The following is a 21,740-nucleotide window of genomic DNA, read 5'->3' on the forward strand; positions in this document are numbered from 1 at the left end:
GGGGTTTAGTCCACTTCATCCATCCACATCAGCTGGATGGCTTCCAAAATTTTTTCACCGCAGTGTTTTGCGTCATCATTAAAACCCTCTAATTCCATAACCCATTGCATTAAATCAGTAAAACGCACGGTTTTAGGGTCTAGATCAGGGAATTTATCGGCCAGTTGAATGGCAATCTCGCGGGAATCTGTCCATTTCATGATTCAATCCTTTTGTCTCATAAGAAACAAAAAGTTGTTTCTTATTGGTTTGTCTTCCCCGCTTGCGGGACTAGATGTTTTTTATCAAATGCCTCAGCCGTTTGCGATCTGCACTGTGCAGGGCATCAGCCGTAAATTAATGATGTTCGCGAGCATGGTTGATTGTGTATTTTGGAATCTCGACCACTAAATCTGTGTCAGTAACAATGGACTGGCAAGACAGGCGTGATTCGGATTCTAGGCCCCATGCCTTATCTAGCATATCGTCTTCCAGCTCATCAGAAGGGGCTAGTGATTTAAAGCCTTCACGGATAATCACATGGCAGGTGGTGCAGGCACAGGATTTTTCGCAAGCGTGTTCGATTTCAATATCGTTAGCAAGCAGCACATCGCAAACCGACGTTCCCGCTTCTGCTTCAAGCACTGCGCCTTCGGGGCAAAGCTGGGGGTGGGGCAGAACTACAATTTGAATCATGATTTATCCTTGGCATTTTTTGACTACTTAGCTGAGTAAAAAACCTAAATCTTGAACCACGGAGCTCATAGAGTTACACGAAGAAAAGAAAGTCGGATACATACTTTATGAACTTTTTGTGTGCTCTGGCTTCTTGGCTTCGGTATCCATAGGTTCTGGATTTTGTGTTACATCTCAGCAATATTCTGGCCTGCTAATCCACGTTTGACCGCAGCATCCATCCGTTTGGCCGCAAAGTCACCCGTTGCTTCGTTGAGTTTTTCGGTCGCAGCATGGATGGCATTGGCGTCTTTTTCCTGCATGCTATTAAGTAGCTGCTGCAAGCTGTTTTTAATCACTGCGTGTTCTTCTGCTGTGAGTAAATCGCCGTCTTGCTCCAGCGCAGCCGTGCTGGCATTGAGGATGGATTCGGCATCAACCAGTGCTTCTGCCAGCTTACGGGCCTGCACATCGACGCTGGCGTATTGCATGGAATCAGTCAGCATGGTGGCGATTTCATCGTCAGATAAGCCGTAAGAAGGCTTTACCATAATGCTGGCTTCAACGCCGGATGACAGCTCTTTGGCTGCAACAGATAATAATCCGTCTGCATCCACCTGAAAGGTGACACGGATACGCGCAGCGCCTGCCACCATCGGCGGAATGCCGCGCAGCTCAAAGCGGGCTAGGCTGCGGCAATCGCTGACCAGCTCGCGCTCGCCTTGTAATACATGGATGGCCATGGCGGTTTGGCCATCTTTAAAGGTGGTGAATTCTTGCGCTCTAGCGGTAGGAATGGTGCTGTTTCTGGGGATGATTTTTTCCACCAGATTGCCCATGGTTTCCAGCCCAAGGGAAAGTGGAATTACATCCAGCAGCAGCCATTCGTCTTCACCCTTATTGCCTGCCAGTACATTGGCCTGAATTGCCGCACCAATGGCAACCACTTTATCTGGGTCCAGATTGGTAAGTGGTTCCTGCTTAAAAAACTCAGCGACAGCATGGCGCACTTGCGGCATGCGGGTAGCGCCGCCCACCATCACTACGCCCTTGATATCACTGACTTGCAGCTTGGCATCGCGTAAGGCTTTGCGTACAGGGGTGATGGTGTTGTTGACGAGGGTGTGGGTGATCTCGTGCAGTGTTTCTGTGCTTAGAGCCACATCCACCACGACGCCTTCACTAAGTACGGCTGTGATGCGTGTAGTAGGGTGGTCAGAAAGCGCTTCTTTGGCTTCGCGGGCGCGGGTCAGCAGCACACGGGCATCATGGGCATTCAGTGCAGATAGCCCCGCTTCTTGCAAGATCCAGCAGTAAATACGGTGATCAAAATCATCGCCGCCCAGCCTTGAATCGCCTGAGGTGGCACGTACTTCAAATAGGCCGCGGGTCAGCTCTAGAATGGATACATCAAATGTGCCGCCACCTAAATCGTAAATAACATAAGTGCCTTCGGCTGCATTGTCTAGGCCATAGGCAATAGCGGCCGCTGTGGGCTCATTCAGTAAGCGCAGTACATTCAGGCCGGCGATTTGTGCCGCGTCTTTGGTGGCCTGGCGCTGCGCATCGTCAAAATAGGCCGGGACGGTAATCACCGCGCCAACCAGCTCGCCACCTAAGCTTTGCTCGGCGCGAGTTTTAAGGGCGCGCAGGATATCTGCCGAGACTTCAACCGGGCTTTTTACTCCCGCCCTTGTCGATATTTTGAGCATGCCCGGCTCGTCTACAAAGCGGTAAGGCGTGGCTAAATCGGCAATATCATTGATGCCACGACCCATAAAACGCTTGACCGAGCTGATGGTGTTGCTCGGGTCGTCATTCTGGCGTGCCAGTGCACCACAGCCCACGCGGGTTTCACCATCCTTGCCGTAATTCACCACAGAGGCCAGCAAAGTACGGCCTTGCTCGTCCGGCAAACAGACCGCGCTGCCGCTTTTTACCGAGGCAACCAAGGAGTTAGTCGTACCAAGATCAATGCCTACTGCAAGGCGGTGCTGATGTGGCTCGGCAAATAGACCCGGCTCAGAAATTTGTAATAAGGCCATGTTTCATCCGTAAGATAGAGCGAGTGCATGTCAGTAGAGGTCAATGCCCCATGGTAAAACCCAAATCTTAAACCACCGAGTAAAGGAGAGCACAGAGGGCCGCAGAGCAAAGCATCATTTTGGATTTTTCTTCGCAAGGGGAATTAATCATGGGTATATACCAAGATTTTCTCTGTGAAGCTCCGTGTCCTTTGGGTTCTCCGTGGTTCAAGGTTTGGGTTTTAGCGCTCTGATAATGTGCGATTAAAACAGCAGTGTTTCGATGGCGTCGCCAATTTCCTGCTCTAGTTTTTCCATAAAGCGAAGTTTACGCACGGCAACGCTGGCCGCGCTTAAATCATGGGTTTCGTCCAGCAGGCTGGCAAGGTGTTGCTCCAGCGCGCTTGTTTCAGCGGCCAGCTCTCTGCCAATATTTTCTAAGCTTTCAATATTTTGCGTGGCTTTGGCATCAATAATCGCCTCACGCCATTCCATTTGGTTCATTAAAAAATCAATGGGCATGGCGGTATTGCTTTCTTCCTCGGTGTCTACGCCGGCCAGCTTGAGTAAATAGCGGCCACGGGCAATCGGGGATTTAAGCGTTTGATAGGCTTCATTCACTTGAGTGGCAATCTGCAGGCTCATACGGCGCACAGCATCATTCTCGCTGGCAAAGCGATCGGGATGATAAGTGGCAAGTAAGCTGCGGTAATTGCTGTCAATGCTGCGCTGGTCGAGTGCAAACCTTGCAGGCAAATCGAAGAGGGCGAAGTGGTTTTGCGTAAAGTCGAAGTTCATGGCGTTTTTTGGCGGGGAAGGGGATGAAATGCTGCTTTAAAACCCAAATCTTAAACCACGGAGGAAAAGGAGGAAGCGGAGTTACACGGAGAAAAATCCATTTTAGAGTGGGTGTTCTCTAGTTTGTTTTTCTCGTTTTTCCTCCGTGAGCTCCGTGGTGAAGATTTATGGTTTTAAAGGCTTGCTGCATTTGCGTACTAAACGTTAAAGCTTTCGCCGCAGCCGCACTCGTTTTTTACGTTGGGGTTATTAAATTTAAACCCTTCGTTCAGGCCTTCTTTGGTGAAGTCCAGCTCGGTGCCATCAAGGTAAGCGAGTGATTTGCTGTCGGTAAAAATTTTTACCCCGAAGCTTTCAAAAGCTAAATCTGTATCGGAGGCGACATCGACAAATTCAAGCTTATACGCCATGCCGGAACAACCCGAGGTTTTAACGGCCAGACGCACGCCAAGACCTTTACCACGCTTTGCCAGAAAGTTGGAAATATGGGTTGCTGCACTTTCGCTTAATGTAAGAGCCATTTTTTTGCCTCGCAATAACACTGCGTCATCTGTTATCCAGACGCATTACGCCGTAAGTTGAAACAATAGATTAACCGTGTTTGGTTTTGTAATCCGCTACCGCGGCTTTAATGGCGTCTTCTGCCAAGATAGAGCAGTGGATTTTAACCGGAGGCAGCGCTAATTCTTCCGCGATTTGTGTGTTTTTAATGCTCAAAGCCTGATCGAGTGTCTTGCCTTTTACCCATTCGGTAACCAAGGAAGAAGACGCAATCGCCGAGCCACAGCCATAGGTTTTAAACTTGGCATCTTCGATAATGCCATCTGCACCCACCTTGATTTGTAGCTTCATTACGTCGCCACAGGCCGGAGCGCCCACCATGCCAGTGCCTACGCTGTCGTCGCCTTTTTCAAACGCGCCAACATTACGTGGGTTTTCATAGTGATCCAGAACTTGTTCGCTGTATGCCATTTTGTGTGCCTCTTTACTGTTTCTGTGGTTCGTAGGTGCGTAACCCAACATCTTGTTAACTGAGTGTGTTGGGTTACGCGATATCGTCAGCTAAAAACGGCTGACGGCCCCGCTAACCCAAGCTACGTACTGTTACATAATCATCATTAGGACTGCATTTAGTGTGGATCGCCGTTCTGGGCAAGGCGCAAAGTCACGACGTTTACTTTTTGTAAACGAGCTACTTTGCAACGCAGCTCAGGACGGCGAGGCGCGCCAGATTAGTGGGCTGCCCATTCGATGGTGGAAATATCGATGCCTTCTTTGTACATATCCCAAAGTGGCGACAGCTCACGCAGTTTGCCGATTTTGCTGCGAATTAAAGCAATCGCAAAGTCGATCTCTTCTACGGTATTAAAGCGGCCGATGGTAAAGCGGATCGACGAATGTGCCAGCTCATCTGAGCGGCCAAGGGCGCGTAATACATAAGATGGCTCTAAAGAGGCCGATGTACACGCAGAGCCACTGGAAACGGCCAACTCTTTCAGAGCCATGACCAGCGATTCGCCTTCTACATAGTTAAAGCTCACATTCAGATTATGTGGAACACGTTGCTCCATATCACCGTTTAGATGCACTTCTTCGATGTCAGATAAACCGGCCCACAGGCGGTCACGCAGCATACGCATACGTTCCAGCTCGGTGCCCATATCTTCTTTTGCGATACGGAATGCTTCGCCCATGCCCACAATTTGGTGGGTAGCCAGTGTGCCAGAGCGGAAACCGCGTTCATGACCACCACCGTGCATTTGTGCTTCCAAGCGGATACGCGGCTTGCGGCGGATATACAACGCGCCGATACCCTTAGGGCCGTAAGTCTTGTGCGCTGAAAAGCTCATTAAATCGACTTTAAGCGCAGCCAGATCAATGACTACCTTGCCTGTGGCTTGCGCGGCATCCACATGGAAAATAATGCCTTTTTCGCGGCATAATTCGCCAATTGCCGGGATATCTTGGATCACGCCGATTTCGTTATTAACAAACATCACCGAGATCAGAACAGTGTCCGGGCGAATGGCTGCTTTCAGCACATCCAGATCAAGCAAGCCGTTGTCTTTTACATCTAAATAAGTCACTTCAAAGCCTTCACGTTCCAGCTCGCGCATGGTGTCCAGAATGGCTTTGTGTTCTGTTTTTACAGTAATTAAATGTTTACCCTTGGCTTGATAAAAGTGCGCAGCACCTTTTAAGGCCAAGTTGTTGGATTCGGTGGCTCCGGAGGTCCAGACGATTTCTTTTGGATCGCAATTCACTAGCGCGGCAACCTGTTCACGCGCTTCTTCTACCGCGGCTTCCGCTTCCCAGCCAAAGGCGTGTGAGCGTGAAGCGGGGTTACCGAAGTGCTCGGTTAAACAGGGGATCATCTTGGCTGCAACACGCGGGTCCACGGGAGTGGTGGCTGAATAGTCAAGATAGATAGGTTTGGTCGCGCTCATTTTGCGGATGCTCCGGATTCAATACGAGAAGGCTTAATACTGCCGAGTAAAATGCTGTCATTGCAGCGTTTTTGCTTGGCCTGATGTTTGTCTATCAACTGCGCCAGACTGATTGAGGCGAGGTAATCAAAGATCGTGTTGTTCAAGCTTGCCCAAAGGTCGTGCGTCATACAGCGGCCTTCGTCATGGCAGTTTTCTTTGCCGCCACATTGGGTGGCGTCCAGCGGCTCGTCCACCGCTAAAATAATATCGGCAACGGTAATCAGACTGGCGTCTTTGGCGAGGCAATAGCCACCGCCAGGCCCGCGTACGCTGTCTACCAGCTCGCGACGGCGCAGCTTGCCAAACAGTTGCTCTAAATAGGAGAGCGAAATATGTTGGCGCTCGCTAATGCCGGAAAGCGTCACCGGCCCCGCGGATTCCCGCAGTGCAAGGTCTAGCATTGCCGTTACAGCAAAACGGCCTTTGGTCGTCAGTCGCATGATTTTCCTCTCATTACAGGCCAATGCTAAAATACCAGAGTGATTTAGTCAAGTATTAATGAGGGGGAGCAGAGATCTGTGGGGCAGGAGTCCGTGGCATATTTGCGGGTGCAGTGAGTAGTGATCTGTTTCGATTCCCCACTCACTACGCCCAACCCTAGTCAATCAATCCACAATCCGGTTGAGGTAGCTAGGATCAAACTGATCGCCTTCGGCTCTTTCTGCTTCACAGTTCACGCCCAGCTGCTCGAGTTTGGCCAGAATGGCTTCGATACGCTTATCGGTGGTGACTGAATGGTCAAGCATGCCGTGGATGGCTTTAACGATGGGGTCATTCATGTCGGCAGAAATACCATAGGCCGAAAAGCCCATTTGCTCGGCTTTGGCCGCTCTGGATTTATCTGCTTCTTCGATAATCCGGGCAGGAATGCCAACGGCTGTTGCGTTGGCGGGGACGTCTTTTACAAGCACGGCATTTGAGCCGACTTTGCCGCCCTCATGCACGGTAATCGGGCCAAGGATTTTTGCGCCTGCGCCCACAATCACGCCGCGCTCTAAAGTAGGGTGGCGCTTGCCTTTATTCCATGATGTGCCGCCCAGCGTTACACCGTGATAAAGCGTGCAGTCGTCGCCTACTTCGGCGGTTTCACCAATCACAATGCCCATGCCGTGATCAATAAACACACGGCGGCCAATCGTGGCGCCTGGGTGGATTTCGATGCCGGTAATAAAGCGTGAAAAGTGCGAAACCATGCGGGCTAAAAGTTTACAGTCACGCCGCCATAAGCCATTGGCCACTAAATGCAGCGACAGTGCGTGAAACCCTGGATAACAGCAGACCACTTCTAAAATATTGCGGGCGGCAGGGTCGCGGTCGAAGACCACTGAAATATTTTCACGCAGACGAGCAAGCATAATGGACTAAAGCCAAGTACTAAAGTTGAGCATTTTACTCGACTTTGAGCATGAAGGGGAGCGCTTACTGGGGCCAATGACTATGATGAAAGCGATATTGTGCGATTAACATGATCTAAAGCAGGCAATGATGAGCGGGCTCGATTCTGATCTGACAGAAGCAATCTGCAGCGCTGGCTATGGCGACCCCTTTGCCGTACTTGGCATGCATCAGAATGCCGGCAGGATTTGCGTCAGGGCTTTTTTACCCGGTGCCCATGCCTGTGTGGTGATTGACAGCGCCACAGGCAGCCGTCTTACGGCGCTCAGCCTGATTGATAAACGAGGCCTGTTTGCGGGCCCTATTCCCCGCCGTAAAAAAGTATTCAGTTATCGCCTTGCCGTGCAGTGGGGAGAGCAGGAGGTCTTGCTGGAAGATCCCTATCGCTTTGCCCCTATCCTTGGCGAGATGGATGTTTGGTTATTAAGTGAAGGTAAGCATCATCGCCCCTTCGAAAAACTGGGCGCTCACCCGCAGCAAATTGAGGGTGTCAGTGGTGTGGTGTTTGCTGTGTGGGCCCCCAATGCGCAGCGTGTGGCGGTGCTGGGAGATTTTAATTTTTGGGATGACCGCCGTCATGGCATGCGTTTACGGCGGGAATGCGGCGTATGGGAAATTTTTATTCCCGGCGTTGAACAAGGCGCTTGCTATAAATTTGAGATTCTTGATCAGGCGCTCGGTCGTCAGTTAAAAGCCGATCCCTACGCCTTTGCCGCCGAGCTGCGCCCCGGCACCGCCTCCAAAGTAGCAGGATGCCCGCCAAAAGTGCCAGAGTTTGCAGGCAGGCGGGCGGCTAATCAGGGCAATGCGCCCATCAGTATTTATGAAGTGCATTTAAGCTCATGGCGGCGCGTGCCGGAAGACGGCTATCGCTGCTTAAACTGGCACGAGCTTGCTTCGCAACTGCTTCCCTATGTAAAAGAGCTGGGTTTTACACATCTGGAGCTGTTACCTATCAGCGAGTACCCCTTTGATGGCTCCTGGGGCTATCAGCCACTGGGGCTTTATGCGCCGACGGCAAGACTGGGCAGCGCAGCGGATTTTAAGTCCTTTGTGCAAGCCGCGCATGAAATAGGCCTAGGCGTTTTGCTTGATTGGGTACCGGGCCATTTCCCTGGGGATAGCTTTGGCCTGGCGCAATTTGACGGTACACCCCTGTTTGAACACAGCGATCCACGGGAAGGGTTTCATCTTGACTGGAAAACGCTGATTTATAACTACGGGCGCAATGAAGTTAAAAATTATTTAATCGGCAATGCCCTGTATTGGATCGAGCGCTTTGGCTTGGATGGTCTGCGAGTTGATGCAGTGGCGTCGATGCTCTACCGCGATTATTCACGGGCAGCAGGGGAATGGATTCCTAATGAATGGGGTGGGCGGGAAAACTTAGAGGCCATCGCCTTCTTGCGCGAAATGAGCGAAATTCTCGCCAGCGAATGCCCTTATGCCGTGACCTTTGCCGAAGAATCGACTTCTTTTCCAGCGGTGACTCAATCTGTTGCTAAGGGCGGGCTGGGCTTTAATTACAAATGGAATATGGGCTGGATGCACGATAGCTTAGGCTATATGCAGCTTGATCCCATTTATCGCCAGCATCATCACAATCAAATGAGCTTCAGCCTGATGTATGCCTTTGATGAGCGCTTTGTACTGCCGCTTTCGCACGATGAAGTGGTGCATGGCAAAGGCTCGATACTCAGCCGTATGCCGGGGGATATCTGGCAGCAATTTGCCAATTTGCGCGCCTATTACGCCTTTATGTGGGCGCATCCGGGTAAAAAGCTCTTGTTTATGGGCTCGGAATGGGCGCAGGTGCGGGAGTGGTCGCATCAGCATAGTCTGGATTGGCATTTGCTTGAATCTGCGTGGCACCGGGGCGTACAGGCTTTGGTGCGGGATTTAAATCAGATTTACCAAAGCCAGCCCGCTTTGCATCAAATTGATTTTGAATCACGCGGCTTTAACTGGATTATTGCGGATGATGCTATTCACTCCATTTTTGCATTCAGCCGCCATTCAGAAAATGACTTTGTGCTGATTGTCGCTAACTTTACCCCTGAAGTGCGCCACCAATACCGGGTAGGCGTGCCCCATGCCGGGCGCTATATTGAAATAATGAATACGGATTCGACGTATTACCAAGGGGGTAATGTGGGCAATGGTGAATGCCAGAGTGAAAATATCGCCAGCCAGCAATACCCGCAATCCTTAGCGATGACGATTCCACCTTTAGCAACGCTCTATTTAAAGTGGCAGGGTGAATAAATATTGTAGCTTGGGTTTGTAGGTTTGCATTATTGTTGATAACGCTTAAACCAGCTAACCCAATATTCAGGCGGTTTGGATAATTGAAGTATTGTTAAATCTTAAACCACAGCGATTCACAGAGGAATGCATTTTTAATAAAGGTGTGCTGGTTTTTTGGGTAAAAGAAAATATTAAATTTTTAGTAAAAATAAATAAACCATGAATGGTTAATTCTATTCGTGAATTTCTCTGTGGCGCTCTGTGTTCTCTGTGCCCTCTGTGGTTCAAGGTTTAGCCAATTATATTGCGTAATATAAAAAGGGAGCTCTTATGAAGCTGGAAGAAGGAACGCCGTATCCGCTGGGTGCAACCTTTGATGGGGATGGTGTGAACTTTGCCTTGTTTTCTGAGCACGCTACAAGGGTGGAGCTGTGCCTGTTTGATGCTTCAGGGATAAACGAAGCCGCACGTTTTGAGCTGACAGAATGCACCAACGATGTCTGGCACGGTTATTTGCCCGATGCGCCCGCCGGATTGGTTTATGGCTATCGCGTGCATGGCCCTTATCAGCCCGCGCAGGGGCACCGCTTTAACCCCAATAAAGTGCTGCTTGATCCCTATGCCCATGCCATTGTGGGCGAGTTTAGTAATGACCCTCGCAGCTTTGGCTATCAGGAAGATCAGCCGGGCTTGCCTGATCCGATCGACAATGCGGCAATTGCTATCAAGGCGAAGGTGGTTGCCGAGCCTTACGACTGGGGTGATGAAAAACCGCCGCATATTCCTTTAGCAGAAACGATTATTTATGAGGCCCATGTTCGCGGCTTGACCATGCTGCATCCTGATGTGCCGGAAGAAATACGGGGCAGCTACGCAGGATTAGCGCATCCCGCCGTATTGGCACATTTGAAAAAACTGGGTATTACCGCTATTGAATTACTTCCCATTCATTTTTTTACGGATGAATCCCATTTATTAAAACAGGGTTTAAGTAATTATTGGGGTTATAACAGTCTGGGGTTTTTTGCTCCGGAAACTCATTATTGGTCTGGCCGTGAAGGAACAACGCCTTTATCCGAATTTCGCGATATGGTGAAAGCCCTGCATGGCATTGGGGTGGAGGTATTGCTGGATGTGGTGTTTAACCATACGGCTGAATCGAGCGATATGGGGCCAACTTTATCTCTGCGTGGTATCGACAATGCCAATTATTATGTATTAAAGCCAGGCCAGCCTGATCAGTATGAAAACTGGTCTGGCTGCGGCAATGTGCTTAATTTAAGCCACCCGCGCGTATTACAAATGGTGATGGATAGTCTGCGTTATTGGGTAAGCCAATGCCATGTGGATGGTTTCAGGTTTGATTTAGCGCCTATTCTTGGCCGGGTGGATCAGCATTTCAGCCCGCAAGCGCCTTTTTTTATTGCGATTCAGCAAGATCCGCTTTTATCTGGGGTTAAATTAATCGCGGAGCCTTGGGATGTGGGCCACGGCGGCTATCAGCTTGGACATTTCCCAAATGGCTGGGCGGAATGGTCTGATCAGTTTCGGGATGTGATGCGCAAGTTTTGGCTGCATGACGGCGTACACCGAGCACTGTTTGCCCAGCGCTTTGCGGCATCGAGTGATTCGTTTCATCGCCAAGGTCGGCGGCCCATTGCGGTGGTGAATTTTATCTGTGCACATGACGGGTTTAATCTGCGCGATATGGTTTCATACAATCACAAGCATAATCAGGCCAATAAAGAGCATAACCGTGACGGGCATAATCATAATTTAAGCTGGAATTGTGGCGAAGAAGGGCCAAGCAAAGATAGTGGCGTGAATATATTGCGATTACGCTCGATGAAAGCTATGCTGGCGACCGTTTTATTGGCGCAAGGCACGCCCATGTTTCTGGCCGGAGACGAGCTGGGGCATACGCAGCAGGGTAATAACAATGCCTATTGCCAAGATAATGAAATGAACTGGCTGAACTGGCAGCTGGCCGAGCCAGGGCTTGTGGAATATGTGGCGGAGCTGATTGCTATTCGTAAATCCTGCGATGTGCTGATGTCCGGGCGCTGGTGGACTGGCATTCATGATGAATGGGGAAGGGCAGACGTAGAATGGCTCAACCCTTCTGGCGCGCCGCTTCATTCGCATGATTGGGAAGACGCGGGCGGGCGGGCCATGATGATTCAGCTGGGCGGGCGTTTATTGATCATGATTAATGCATCCGCTCACCAGGTGCATTTTCGCTTGCCAGCAGGGATGTGGGGGCTGAGACTAGCCAGCACGGGAGATGCAGAATCAGAAATCAATCCTCATGATTGCCGCGTGGCAGCGAGAAGTGTGACGATTTTGGAGAGTAGTTGAAGTTGATTTTTTAATAGATATGAAACGCTTTGCGGTTCATATCTACTGGCCTAAGTAAGGTCAAAAAGATCTTTTTAGTGCCTTCGGCACGTTGATTTAGGTGCGGGATCCCCGCGAAGTCTTTAATTTCTGCTTCGCCAGAAATCATAGTACGCAAAGAAGGCGACCCCACGAAACACGAAGGCCCCTGCGCTGCGGACAGCGGCGGCTGCGGAACTCGCTTCGCTCAAACAGGCATCAAAGAAACCCCGCCCGCTTGTTCCTCGCTTCGGCGTGTTTCAAGGGGACTCTAAAGCCCCGTACAGAGAGCGCGGTCATTATGTTTTTTTGTAGTTTGCAAAGGTAAAACCAAATTTAACTAGCTCATAAGTACGAACAGCGAAGCATCCCGTAGCTGCTCAATTGCTTTTCTCCGTGAAACTCCGCGTTCTTCGTGCCCTCCGTGGTTCAGGATTTGGGTTTTCGCTAAGTAAGACCCGTCATTAATAAGGAACTCCGTTTGAAAGTCGTCAATACACCGCCTATCGCAGGTCAACGCCCTGGCACTTCGGGCTTACGTAAGAAAGTCACCGTTTTTCAGCAGCCGCATTATTTAGAAAATTTTGTCCAAGCAATTTTCAATGCGGTGCCTGCGCTCAAGGGTGGCACCCTGGTTTTGGGTGGGGATGGGCGTTTTTATAATCGGGTGGCGGTGCAAATTATTTTGAAGATGGCGGCTGCTCATGGCGTGGCTCAAGTCATTCTCGGGCGGGGTGGAATTTTATCCACGCCAGCGGCCAGTAGCGTGATTCGTAAATACGCCGCTACAGGCGGAATTATCTTATCGGCGTCCCATAATCCAGGCGGGGCAGATGGCGATTTTGGCATTAAATACAATACCGATAACGGTGGGCCGGCTGCAGAAAAAATCACCGAAGCCATTTACCAACACACTACAAGCATCAGTCAGTACCAGATCAGCGAAGCGGCGGATTTAGATTTAGACGTGCTTGGCCGCTTTAGTGTGGCAGGTATGGCGGTAGAAATCATCGATCCTGTGGCCGATTACGCCGCACTGATGCAGGATTTATTTGATTTTGATGCGATCCGCACATGGTTTGCTGCAGGTAATCGCATGCAATTTGATGCTATGTCGGCCGTTGCTGGCCCTTATGCGGTGGAGATTATCGAAGGCCTGCTTGGCGCGCCGCGTGGTACGGTGGTTAATGGCCTGCCACTGGAAGACTTTGGCGGCCATCACCCAGACCCCAATCCCGCCCATGCCACCGAGCTGATTGCAGCAATGTCTGCAGCCAATGCGCCTGACTTTGGCGCGGCCAGTGATGGCGATGCAGACCGGAATATGGTGCTGGGCCGCAACTTTGTGGTCACGCCATCAGATAGCTTGGCTGTGCTTGCCGCGAATGCCACTTTGGTGCCGGGCTATCGCCAAGGTCTGGCTGGCGTGGCCAGATCCATGCCAACGTCAGCAGCGGTGGATGCCGTAGCCAAAGCGCTGGGCATTGCCTGCTATGAAACCCCAACAGGCTGGAAGTTTTTTGGCAATTTACTCGACGCGGGCAAGGTAACGCTCTGCGGAGAAGAGAGCTATGGCACAGGATCGGACCATGTGCGGGAAAAAGACGGCGTGTGGGCGGTGCTGTTCTGGCTGAATCTGTTGGCCGTAACGGGCAAATCGGTAGAAGAAATCATCACCGCACACTGGGCACGTTTTGGCCGCCATATTTATTCCCGTCATGATTTTGAAGAGATTGCCAGTGATGCTGCGGAAAACCTGATGGCGGCACTCAGAGCTCGCCTGCCAGAGTTGGCGGGGCAAAGCCTTGGGGGGCAAGTGGTGAGCCGCGCTGATGATTTTGCATATGATGATCCGGTAGATGGCTCGCACAGCGCAGGGCAGGGGGTGCGGATTATTTTTGCGGGTGGCGACCGGATTATTTACCGGCTTTCAGGCACAGGCACGGCGGGGGCAACGCTGCGGGTTTACCTAGAAAAATATCAGGAAGATGCTGCTGGGCATGGCGTAGAAACACAGGCGGCACTGGCAGATTTAATTACAGTTTCACGAGAGCTGGCACAAATTCAGACCTTTACCGGTATGGTTCAGCCCACCGTTGTGACTTAATCTTGTTTCTGTTTTAAGCGGTCTGCTGGTTTTACTGGCATTTTGTAGGTAAGTCAGCAGGCCGCTGGCTGTGAGCTTATTCTCTTTTATAGTGGGGATTTTTACCGTTTTACTCTCAATTTTGAATGCTCGGGCTGATTTAAGATTTTGTTTTTAAAAAGTAATATCGTCTTTTACTTATACCTATTGGGTAATATGCCCAAATCCTTTTGAATGATTTTCAGGCTAAGCCGTTTACAATCGGGCTTTATTCATTCAGCGGGATATTGAATCAGCATGCCTTTTTTAAACATGTTTTGATTTGATATTCAAAAGGAGTTCGCATGCGTATCACCCTTCCTCTTATTCTTGCGTTAACGCTTTCAGCGTGTGCCACCAATGATCTGGGGGAAAAGCGCGATTTAAATAAAACTGAGCTGGGCGCTTTGATTGGTGTGGTAGGTGGTGCGGTAGCCGGCGCTGCAATTAATCATAATAATCGTGGCAAAGGCGCCTTGATTGGTGCTGTGGGCGGTGGCCTAGCGGGCGGCGGTATTGGCTATTATATGGATAAGCAAACCAAAGATTTTCAGCAGCAATTAGCGGCAGAAATTCAGCGTGGCGATATTACCGTACAAAAAATGGCCGATCAGTCTTTATTGGTCAGCATGACATCCAATACCGGTTTTGATACCAATTCTTCAGTGCTTAAATCGGGCTATACCCCCACATTGGATAAAATCTCCAAAATTGTAAATCAATATGGCAAAACAAGTATTTCTATTGTGGGCCATACCGATAACACCGGCAGCGTTGCCATTAATCAGAGTGTTTCTGAGCGCCGTGCTCAGGCCGTATCCGATTATTTTGTCAGCCGTAATGTGAATGCGATTCGTCTTGATGCTTCGGGCAGGGGCAAGACTGAGCCGCGGGCAAGTAATGAGACTGAAGCAGGGCGCAGCTTAAATCGCCGCGTTGAATTACGTATTGTGCCGGTTGCCGCATAAGCTTTATATCAAACGCTTTTTGCCTGGTGAAAGCCTGCAAATGAAAGTGGGTTGCAAAGAGGGCGTGTCTGTTTCGTTGTGAACGATTGTTCGTGATGAAACAGGCACGCCCTCTTTGTTTGGTCTTTAAATATCTATTGCTGAATCTGATCAGGCTCAACCATTCGGCGACTTTGATTGTGAAGTCGCTCATAGATCCGTACACTGCTGCCCTTTCTTACCATGGGCGCTTTTATGCTTTATTCGCTTCGTATGCTTTTGATGTCGGTGCACTTTATTTTAGCTGGCATGATTGGCATCCTGATTGGACTCTGCCGCCCGTTTAATCCTGATAATAGCCGCCTTTGCGGGCGTATTTATTCGCTACCTGCCATGCGCATCCTTGGCTTTAAAGTAAAGGCCGAGATAAAAGATTTACTGGAGCATCAGCGCTCTTGCGTGATTATTGCGAATCACCAGTCAAACTACGACCTCTTTGTTTTTGGTGGTGCTGTGCCAGCGCGCACCGTAACGATTGGTAAAAAAAGCCTGAAATGGATTCCATTTTTTGGCCAGCTATTCTGGCTGGCAGGGAATGTGTTGATAGACCGCGGCAATTCTCAGCGGGCTAAAAAAGCCATGCTAGCCACCACGGATACCTTGCAGCATAAAGACACGTCGATTTGGGTTTTTGCAGAAGGCACGCGCAATAAAGGCCGTGGTTTATTGCCCTTTAAAAAAGGGGCTTTTCAAATGGCGATTAATGCCGGTGTGCCTATTTTGCCGGTCTGTGTAAGTACCTATATTAATCATATGCAGCTTAATCAGTGGCAGGGCACCGAGCTTTTGATGAAATCGCTGGCGCCTATTCCTACTGTAGGCTTAACGCAGGATGATTTGCCCGCTTTAATTGAGCAATGCCGCAATCAAATGCAAGCGTGTATTCAGGCGCTAGATGAGCAATTAATGCAGGCTCGTTAAATATAGGGCGAGTTTATTGAGTACCCAATCGCCATCGTCCAGTGGTAAATCGTGCCCTGCCTGAGTGTGAACCCAGCAGGGTACTTGCCATTTTTCTGCCAGCGTTTGCGAGCAGGCCGGGCTGACCAGCTGATCTTTGGCCCCAGATAAGAGTAAAAGTGGCACATCGGGTTTGTTGGCACGATATAGCATCGCCGCAGCGAGTTGGCGCAGGATATTGGCCCGTGAAACAGGAAACTGCTTTTGGAATTGAATCCATTGGGCTAATGCGGCTTGAGGCTGGCTGGTGCTGGTTAATTCTAAAATGATTATTTCTTTACCTGCCGTATCACTGAATAATAAGCGGATTAAAGCGGGAAGGCTTTGCAGGCGCAGGCGGTGATAAAAAGGATTAAAGGGCCGCAAGCTGGTATTGATCAGAATGCAGGCCCGTATTTCTTTGGGGAACGCATTAGCCCATGCAACGGCAGCCATAGCACCAAGGGATATGGCCAGCACATAAAATGGGCCGCTGCATTGCTGATTAATTAAAGTCTGGCGGATATGGCCGACCATATCGCGAATATGGATCAGGCTTTTTTCCTGATGTAAAAGGCCATTGCCCGGCCAGTCAATTGTGATCAGTCTGTCATTGGGGTAAGCCGCTTGGAGCTTGGGAATAAAATCACCCCAATGCCGAGATTCCCGCATCAGCCCGCGTAATAAAACCCATGTCTTCATAATATGCCATACCACAAAGCTTCTGCTTCTTCTTTGCAGTTTAAATAATGATTGGTTTTGGGTAGCCAATGGTGGTGATCGTGTACCGCACGTAATAGAAATTCAAAAAGCAATAAATGGCTGCGTAATACACGTTGTTGGCGATGCGGCACAATAGGGTTAAATAGGCCAAGCAACGACATTAATTGGCGTGGGTTTTTTTTAACCCATAGCCATGAGCCTAATTCTAAAGTCAGTGGTAAAAACAAATGGCCGCTGCCGGTGTTCTGCTGATAAAGATAATCCCAAATGTCTCCATGAGTACAATATTGCAAAGCCTGTGGTTCTATCACATAGGGGTGGTGCGGATAGCTTTGATCAAACAAAGCTTTTAGCGCATAGATTTCAGGTAAATTGGGAAAAGGGGTGCGGGTATGGGCATAGGGAAACCATATTCTGTCCCTTAAGCCAAATCCTGAATGGCAATCGAGCGCGATGCTAAATGGGCTGCTGAGTAATTGAGATTTAACTACATGGCAAAGCGCTTGGTTTTCTAATTCCATTTGCGAATTAAATTCACCTCTGTACCAAGGCAAAAGAGGGCTGATGCGGTGGCCCCCCACCAAAAAAGACGTTTTTTCACTGGATTCAACTGGGGCATTACGCATTAAATCGATGCCATGCCCGTTGCTGCGGGTGCCTCGGGCAATGCCGACAGGATTAATCAGCGGCATAAAGACAAGGCGCATGGTGTCCAGCTTGCGCTGCAAGCTGCTGTCCCAGCGCTGCCTGACTAATAAAGAGCGTAAAAAAGCCAGCACAATCTGGCTGCCGATGCGCTCCAGCCCATGTACGCCGCCAAAAAAACCAAGCACAGGCGCTTCGGGTTTTTGGCAGCCCATGCTGATGCTGTAAAGTGGAAAGCTGATTTCCGCACTTTTGACTTCACCATGCTGTTGTAAATGGAGTGCATCACCTGCTTGCAAGATGATTTCTTCCAGTTCAACCAGTTCAGGCAATTGCAGCATGGCTTACCTATGCAGTGATCAGTTTCGGTCAGAATACTTGATAGTAAGTGACTTGCCTGTGGCTTGCTGGTTTTAAGACCTTCGTTAAAACGATTTTGTGGTTTTTAAGTCTTTGATTTTTAGTGGAAGTAGGCTGGGCTGCAGAAATAGGTATCAGCGGTCGCCTGTTTGTTCATCCCGCTTTAAGCAGGGTGAAATAAGAATCATGAGCTATTCTGAAGTCGGAAGTTTGGATGATGTATTGCTTTTAGCTGCCGTATAAGGGGTCAGCAGATGAGGCCTTTCCTTGCGTATATGCTTTTACTTTTTGCAGCAAAAATATCTGCGGCAGAGAAAGTGATTATTGAAGGCGATGATGATTATGCACCTTATTCTTTTATTGAAAACGGGCAATATAAAGGCATTTATGTTGATTATTTAAAGCTTGTTGCAGAAAAACTGGCTCCTGATTATTTGCTTGAGCTGCGGCCTGTTCCATGGAAGCGTGGTTTAAAAGGCCTTGAAAGTGGCCGTGTTTTGGCTTTGTTTCCGCCTTATTTGAATAAAGACCGCCGTTATATACAGGCTTATTCTGTGCCAATTTACCGTGAGCGCGTGGTGTTGTTTTGTCGGGACGACATGATTTCTCCCTCACATAAAGTGTTTCCAAAAGATTTTTATGGTTTGCTTATTGGCGTTAATCTGGGATTTACACTGGGTGACAAAATGGTGGCAGCGGTTAAGTCGGGCAGGCTGAGTATTGAAGAGGTAAAAGGTAATGATACAAATATTAAAAAATTACTGGTGGGCCGGATCGCTTGTTATGCTAATGATAGATTATCTGTTATTTACAGCCTGAAAAAATGGAAGGGTGCGTTTGATGCAGCAAAAATAAAACTAATCGAAGCGGCAGAAATTTCAGAAGAAGATGCCTATATTGCGTATAGCAGTGAGTATAAGTGGCCTGAAAAAGAAGACTTTATTTTAAAAATGAATGCTGCCGTTGAAGAGCTGAAAAAAACTGGCATTATTGCGAAAATGATTAATGAATATACCCAGTAATTATTCTGTGGCCTGCATTACCGCTTATAAAGCCGGTCTCTTTTTGCAAGTGCCGGAAATTTTTTGATCCAGATGCCTGCGACCAGCAGGGTGCCTGCGCCACCCATTATGACCGATGGTACGGTGCCGAATGCGGCCGCTGTCAGGCCTGATTCAAATTCCCCTAGCTGATTGGATGCGCCAATAAAAAGAGCATTGACTGCGCTGACTCTGCCCCGCATTTCATCCGGGGTTTCAAGCTGTACTAGCGATGAGCGGATAACCACACTAATCATATCGCTTGCCCCCAGAATCACGAGCGCCAGCAGGGATAAGGGAAATGAGCGGGATGCCCCAAAAACCATGGTTGCGATGCCAAAAAGCGTCACGGCAGCAAACATGAGCTTGCCCACCCGCCGCTGCGGCGGGTACCAGGCCAACCAGACGGACATCCCTAGGGCGCCAACCGCAGGTGCAGAGCGTAATGCACCCAGCCCCACTGGGCCGGTGAGTAGGATGTCCTGGGCATACACCGGCAGCAGGGCGGTGGCTCCGCCAAGTAAAACAGCAAAGAGATCAAGCGAGATCGCACCGAGCAGCTCGGGCTTGCTGCGGATATAGCGTATCCCTGCTAGTAAGGCGGGCAGGCGTGCCTCGGTGCTGATGGCTCTGGGCAAGGCTGTGGGTAATTGCATGATCAGCCAGAGTGCCAGTAAATAGAGCGCTGCGCTGATGCTATACACGCTACTGGCACCCAGTACATATAAAAAACCACCCAAAGCAGGCGAGATAATCGTGGCGGCTTGCATGCCGGATGAGGATGCGGCTAAAGCGGAGGGGAGCAGGGCCGATGGAACTAGGCCTGGTAATAAAGCCTGCAGGGCAGGCATTTCATAGGTGCGGGCTGTGCCCAGAATCACGGCCAGCAGAAAAATCCATTCACTGCCAAGCTGCGCCTGAGTGGCCACCCATGCCAGCGCCAGTGCAATCAGCGCTTGTACCAGCTGGCTGATGGCCACAATACGGCCCCTGTCATAGCGATCAGCCGCATCGCCTGCAGATAGCATAAACAACAGGCGCGGTGCAAATTGCGCTAAGCCGATCAGGCCAAGGTCTAAAACCTGGTGGCTTCGCGAGTACACCTGCCACGCCAGCGCAACCGACAAAATCTGGAAGCCGCTCGCGCTGAGCACGCGGGTAAACCAGAATAAAATAAAGGGCTTGCTTTTGCGTAAGCTGGCGGGCTCGCTCATTGACCGGCCTTTGCCCGATCGGGCTGTGTGTTTATCTGATATACATTTTGTTAAGTCTTTCTTCCAGCTTTCTTTGTATGCCTTCAAATGAGGCACTCATCGCCCAGTAAATGGCTGCCGCAGCCAAATAAAGTGGGAAAGGCTGAAAGGTGGTGGCAATAACTTCCTTGCTGGCCAGCATCAGCTCGCTGACTGAAATCACTGAAACCAGCGAGGTATCTTTAATCAGGCTGATCAGGCTGTTAGAAAGGCTGGGCACGGCTAGGCGCAAAGCTTGAGGCGCCACCACATAGCGCAGCGTTTGGCTGTTGGTCAGCCCTAGGCTTTTACCCGCATCCCACTGGCCCTGCGTAATGCCGTTGATCGAGCCACGCAGCGTTTCAGATAAATAGGCACCAACATTCAGGCTCAGTGCCAGCACGCCGGCGGCCAGAGGTTCAAACTGAATACCAATACTGGGCAGGCCAAAATAAATCACAAAAAGCTGCACTAATAGCGGTGTGCCACGGATACAGCTGACATACACCGCGCTTAATTGCGCCAGCACGGGTAACTTACTCAGCCGGATGATGACAAGCAGTATGGCGATCAGTAATCCACCCAGCATGGATGCCAAAGCCAGAAACAGCGTATAGCCTGCGCCTTGTAGCAAGATAGGAAAGGCGTCTTTAAGCAGCTGAATTAAACCGGGTAAATCCATTAATCACTCCAAAAATAAAAGCCCCCGGTTATCACTGGGGGCGCAGGTCTTGCTCATCTTGCAGATTCTGTGTGTTGGGAATCTGCCATGATATTTTACTGTGCAACAGGCGGTTTGCTTACATCACGGTCAAACCATTTTTTCGAGATTTTTGTGAAGCTACCATCTGCTTGTAAATCCGCCAAGGCTTTATTGAGTGAGGCCTTAAATTTTGGATTGCCTTTTACAAATGGGATGCCTGATTTTTCAAGATCACCCAGGGGTGCGCCTGCTTTAAGAGGCAGCTTGGTTTTCTTTACAATGAACGGAATCAGCAGGCTATCGTTCAGCGCTGCATCGATGCGACCAAGGGCTAGGTCTTGTAAATACTCTTGTGAGCCGGGGTAAGTTTTAACATCAATCCCGCCCACTGCTTTAGCGATGTCGGCATAGTTGGTGCCTTGGCCAAGACCTAGTTTTTTGCCTTTTAAATCGTCCAGATTTTTAAAGCTGCGTGTTTCATTACTGCGCACAATCAGCTGCGGGCTGGAGATAGTGTAAGGCTCGGAGAAGTCAAACGTTTCCTTGCGCTTATCTGTAATACCAACCTGGTTGATCACAATATCGTACTTGCCTGCTTGTAAGCCTGCCAGCATGGCGCTCCATTCGCTGGTGCTGAATTCTGCTTTTACACCCAGCTTTTGGGCTAAGGCTTTGGCCAATTCAACTTCAAACCCTGTTAATTCATTGTTTTCTTTGTAGTTAAATGGAGGGTAAGTGCCTTCAACTGCAATTTTCAAGGTTCCGCGTTGCTTTACGGTATCCAGTAAATCGGCAGCAGAGGCATGCAAGGTAAAGCCCAATAGGCTGGCTGCAAGTAAGAATTTGCGCATATGTATATTCCTGTATGATCTAAAGTATTGCTTTCAAATGCAATATTCGCATGATTGTGCAGAGCTGAACAGTTTTTTTTGCTTGCTATTGGCATGGTAATTTTGCCTGTGATCTCTGCACGCAGATTTTGG

At 49.6% G+C, this 21,740-nt stretch carries 20 protein-coding genes; 6 read left to right on the plus strand and 14 right to left on the minus strand.

The window, feature by feature from the left end:
- Positions 1 to 5: 5 nt before the first annotated feature.
- From iscX to cysE, 9 genes are all read right to left on the minus strand, one after another.
- Positions 6 to 200 (minus strand): Fe-S cluster assembly protein IscX, encoded by a 195-nt coding sequence (gene iscX, locus DYD62_RS03035; RefSeq protein ID WP_115226017.1) that lies wholly within the window; start codon positions 198 to 200, stop codon positions 6 to 8.
- 136 nt (positions 201 to 336) lie between these two features.
- Positions 337 to 675, minus strand: a complete 339-nt coding sequence (gene fdx, locus DYD62_RS03040) for an ISC system 2Fe-2S type ferredoxin (protein ID WP_115226018.1) — start codon at positions 673 to 675, stop codon at positions 337 to 339.
- A 167-nt stretch (positions 676 to 842) separates the two neighbouring features.
- The gene (gene hscA, locus DYD62_RS03045) at positions 843 to 2,699 is read right to left on the minus strand and encodes a Fe-S protein assembly chaperone HscA (RefSeq protein ID WP_115226019.1); all 1,857 of its coding nucleotides are present in this window, start codon (positions 2,697 to 2,699) and stop codon (positions 843 to 845) included.
- Positions 2,700 to 2,942: 243 nt separating this feature from the next.
- The gene (gene hscB, locus DYD62_RS03050; RefSeq protein ID WP_115226020.1) at positions 2,943 to 3,476 is read right to left on the minus strand and encodes a Fe-S protein assembly co-chaperone HscB; all 534 of its coding nucleotides are present in this window, start codon (positions 3,474 to 3,476) and stop codon (positions 2,943 to 2,945) included.
- A gap of 197 nt (positions 3,477 to 3,673) precedes the next feature.
- Entirely contained in the window at positions 3,674 to 3,997 is a 324-nt protein-coding gene (iscA, locus tag DYD62_RS03055; RefSeq protein WP_099397405.1) for an iron-sulfur cluster assembly protein IscA, read from the minus strand.
- A 70-nt stretch (positions 3,998 to 4,067) separates the two neighbouring features.
- Positions 4,068 to 4,448 (minus strand): Fe-S cluster assembly scaffold IscU, encoded by a 381-nt coding sequence (gene iscU, locus DYD62_RS03060; protein WP_115226021.1) that lies wholly within the window; start codon positions 4,446 to 4,448, stop codon positions 4,068 to 4,070.
- 260 nt (positions 4,449 to 4,708) lie between these two features.
- A complete protein-coding gene (locus DYD62_RS03065) occupies positions 4,709 to 5,923 on the minus strand; it encodes an IscS subfamily cysteine desulfurase (RefSeq protein ID WP_115226022.1) in 1,215 nt (404 codons plus the stop codon).
- Positions 5,920 to 6,405: a Fe-S cluster assembly transcriptional regulator IscR gene (iscR, locus tag DYD62_RS03070; RefSeq protein ID WP_115226023.1), complete on the minus strand. Its 486-nt coding sequence runs from the start codon at positions 6,403 to 6,405 to the stop codon at positions 5,920 to 5,922. The genes DYD62_RS03065 and iscR overlap by 4 nt, the downstream gene beginning before the upstream one ends.
- A 165-nt stretch (positions 6,406 to 6,570) precedes the next feature.
- Positions 6,571 to 7,320 (minus strand): serine O-acetyltransferase, encoded by a 750-nt coding sequence (gene cysE, locus DYD62_RS03075; RefSeq protein ID WP_115226024.1) that lies wholly within the window; start codon positions 7,318 to 7,320, stop codon positions 6,571 to 6,573.
- A 130-nt stretch (positions 7,321 to 7,450) separates the two neighbouring features.
- Between cysE and glgB the strand changes: the two genes are divergently transcribed.
- From glgB to DYD62_RS03100, 5 genes are all read left to right on the plus strand, one after another.
- Positions 7,451 to 9,625 (plus strand): 1,4-alpha-glucan branching protein GlgB, encoded by a 2,175-nt coding sequence (gene glgB, locus DYD62_RS03080; protein ID WP_115226025.1) that lies wholly within the window; start codon positions 7,451 to 7,453, stop codon positions 9,623 to 9,625.
- Between the two features lie 312 nt (positions 9,626 to 9,937).
- Positions 9,938 to 11,965, plus strand: a complete 2,028-nt coding sequence (glgX, locus tag DYD62_RS03085) for a glycogen debranching protein GlgX (RefSeq protein ID WP_233702861.1) — start codon at positions 9,938 to 9,940, stop codon at positions 11,963 to 11,965.
- 499 nt (positions 11,966 to 12,464) lie between these two features.
- Complete coding sequence (locus tag DYD62_RS03090; protein ID WP_233702862.1) at positions 12,465 to 14,090, plus strand: alpha-D-glucose phosphate-specific phosphoglucomutase; 1,626 nt, start codon at positions 12,465 to 12,467, stop codon at positions 14,088 to 14,090.
- 323 nt (positions 14,091 to 14,413) lie between these two features.
- Entirely contained in the window at positions 14,414 to 15,076 is a 663-nt protein-coding gene (locus tag DYD62_RS03095; protein WP_115226027.1) for a YiaD family glycine zipper/OmpA-like lipoprotein, read from the plus strand.
- A gap of 234 nt (positions 15,077 to 15,310) precedes the next feature.
- Positions 15,311 to 16,036 carry a 1-acylglycerol-3-phosphate O-acyltransferase gene (locus DYD62_RS03100; protein ID WP_115228184.1) on the plus strand — a complete coding sequence of 242 codons (726 nt, stop codon included), beginning with the start codon at positions 15,311 to 15,313 and terminating at the stop codon, positions 16,034 to 16,036.
- Here the strand turns inward: DYD62_RS03100 and DYD62_RS03105 are convergent.
- Complete coding sequence (locus DYD62_RS03105) at positions 16,019 to 16,756, minus strand: alpha/beta fold hydrolase (protein ID WP_115226028.1); 738 nt, start codon at positions 16,754 to 16,756, stop codon at positions 16,019 to 16,021. The genes DYD62_RS03100 and DYD62_RS03105 overlap by 18 nt on opposite strands.
- Positions 16,753 to 17,763: a M14 family zinc carboxypeptidase gene (locus tag DYD62_RS03110; protein ID WP_115226029.1), complete on the minus strand. Its 1,011-nt coding sequence runs from the start codon at positions 17,761 to 17,763 to the stop codon at positions 16,753 to 16,755. Before DYD62_RS03110 ends, DYD62_RS03105 begins: the two co-directional genes overlap by 4 nt.
- A 273-nt stretch (positions 17,764 to 18,036) precedes the next feature.
- Here DYD62_RS03110 and DYD62_RS03115 point away from each other — a divergent pair, with 273 nt between their 5' ends.
- A complete protein-coding gene (locus DYD62_RS03115; RefSeq protein ID WP_115226030.1) occupies positions 18,037 to 18,804 on the plus strand; it encodes a substrate-binding periplasmic protein in 768 nt (255 codons plus the stop codon).
- A 17-nt stretch (positions 18,805 to 18,821) separates the two neighbouring features.
- On the opposite strand, the gene DYD62_RS03120 is transcribed toward DYD62_RS03115, so the two are convergent.
- The 3 genes from DYD62_RS03120 to DYD62_RS03130 all read right to left on the minus strand — a co-directional run bounded on the left by DYD62_RS03120 (position 18,822) and on the right by DYD62_RS03130 (position 21,608).
- A complete protein-coding gene (locus tag DYD62_RS03120; RefSeq protein WP_115226031.1) occupies positions 18,822 to 20,036 on the minus strand; it encodes an MFS transporter in 1,215 nt (404 codons plus the stop codon).
- 31 nt (positions 20,037 to 20,067) lie between these two features.
- Entirely contained in the window at positions 20,068 to 20,736 is a 669-nt protein-coding gene (locus DYD62_RS03125) for an amino acid ABC transporter permease (protein ID WP_115226032.1), read from the minus strand.
- A gap of 95 nt (positions 20,737 to 20,831) precedes the next feature.
- Positions 20,832 to 21,608, minus strand: coding sequence for a transporter substrate-binding domain-containing protein (locus DYD62_RS03130; protein WP_115226033.1), 777 nt, complete (start codon positions 21,606 to 21,608; stop codon positions 20,832 to 20,834).
- Positions 21,609 to 21,740 lie beyond the last annotated feature (132 nt).

Source organism: Iodobacter fluviatilis, assembly GCF_900451195.1.
GTDB classification, from domain to species: Bacteria; Pseudomonadota; Gammaproteobacteria; order Burkholderiales; family Chitinibacteraceae; genus Iodobacter; species Iodobacter fluviatilis.